This window comes from Idiomarina sp. UBA4206, assembly GCF_002383015.1.
In the GTDB taxonomy this organism is placed as follows: Bacteria; Pseudomonadota; Gammaproteobacteria; order Enterobacterales; family Alteromonadaceae; genus Idiomarina; species Idiomarina abyssalis.
This window is the reverse complement of the sequence record NZ_DFTS01000021.1, coordinates 57,061-58,520: the sequence shown is the minus strand read 5'-3', so window position 1 is coordinate 58,520 and position 1,460 is coordinate 57,061. Positions and strand designations below refer to the sequence as shown.

At 52.1% G+C, this 1,460-nt stretch carries 1 protein-coding gene and 1 pseudogene; both read left to right on the top strand.

What is annotated here, in order from left to right; all coding sequences use genetic code 11:
* A pseudogene (murG, locus tag B3180_RS04730) lies at window positions 1-963 on the top strand (undecaprenyldiphospho-muramoylpentapeptide beta-N-acetylglucosaminyltransferase); the annotation flags it as partial.
* A partial coding sequence (locus B3180_RS04725; RefSeq protein ID WP_286843320.1) for a Mur ligase domain-containing protein occupies window positions 956-1,460 on the top strand: 505 nt, incomplete at its 3' end. The pseudogene murG and the gene B3180_RS04725, both read left to right, overlap by 8 nt.

Here is a 1,460-nt window from a genome sequence, read left to right as displayed (position 1 = left end):
TGAAGCCGTGTTATTCCGGCGGCAGGCTTTGCTTTACACAGTATTAGTATGACCGGGGTGCGCGGTCATGGCCTGAAAAGAAAGCTGTTAATGCCATTTACTTTAGCGAAAGCAGTTTTGCAGTGTCGACGTTTACTTAAAACGCTTCAGCCGCAGGTGGTCGCCACCTTTGGTGGTTACGTTTGTGCCCCAATGGGCTTAGCAGCAAAACTCTGCGGTGTGCCATTAGTGGTGCATGAACAAAATGCCATTCCGGGTATGACCACGCGTTTGCTGGCGCCAAAAGCCGACAAAGTCCTGCTTGGCCTGCCTGTTGCTTTGCCGCAGTGGAAACGCTATCCGGTGGTGGGTAACCCTTTGCGCAGCGGTTTATTGAAGCAAGCAGCTGAACAGCCCGACAACTCAAAAATGACCGATGAATTAAATTTATTGGTGGTTGGTGGCAGTTTAGGGGCGCAGGTATTGAACGAAGCGGTACCGGAAGCCGTCAAAGCATTAGATGGTGTAGAGCTAAATGTGGTGCATCAGTGCGGTGTGGGCCGTGAAGATGCCACAGAAAAAGCGTACGGGAATGCGCCGGCTCTAAAAGCGCTTACCGTAGCTGAATTTATTGATGATATGGGCGAAGCCTTTAGCCGGGCCGATCTGGTGATATGTCGTGCGGGAGCTTTAACCATTTCTGAACTGGCTGTTATGGGCGTCGCGTCCATTCTGGTACCTCTGCCTCACGCGGTAGATGACCACCAAACGGCAAATGCGAAAGTCCTGGAAAGCCGTGGTGCGGCAGTTTTAGTACCGCAAACTGAAGTTACCAAAGGTGCATTGCAGCAACAATTAAAACGTTTATTGCATGACAGGCAACAACTGTGGACAATGGCGCGTTTCGCTCGTCAGTGCGCTATGCCAGAGGCAACGCAACGACTAGCAAATGAATGTATGGAATATAAAAAGAGCGATGACTAGCATGACCGCAACCAACGCACAGCCATTTACAATTGTGAACGTACCGGAAATGCGCCGGGTACAGCGAATACACTTCGTTGGTATCGGCGGCGCCGGTATGGCGGGTATTGCGGAAGTTCTGTTGAACCAGGGGTACCAGATATCGGGCTCCGACATCGCTGAGAATACCAATACCGAGCGTCTGCGCAGTCTGGGTGCGACGGTCGTGTTAGGCCATATGGCCGAAAATATTGAAGGTGCCAGTGTGGTTGTGGTGTCCAGCGCTATTAAAACGGATAACGCGGAGCTCATTGCCGCTCACCAGTTACGTGTACCGGTTGTCCGCCGTGCAGAGATGCTGGCCGAACTCATGCGCTTTCGTCACGGTATTGCGGTAGCCGGAACACACGGTAAAACCACAACCACCTCGTTGGTTGCCAGTATTTTTGCCGAAGCGGATCGCGACCCAACTTTTGTCATCGGAGGCTTGCTGAACAGTGCTGGCTCTAATGCCCGGA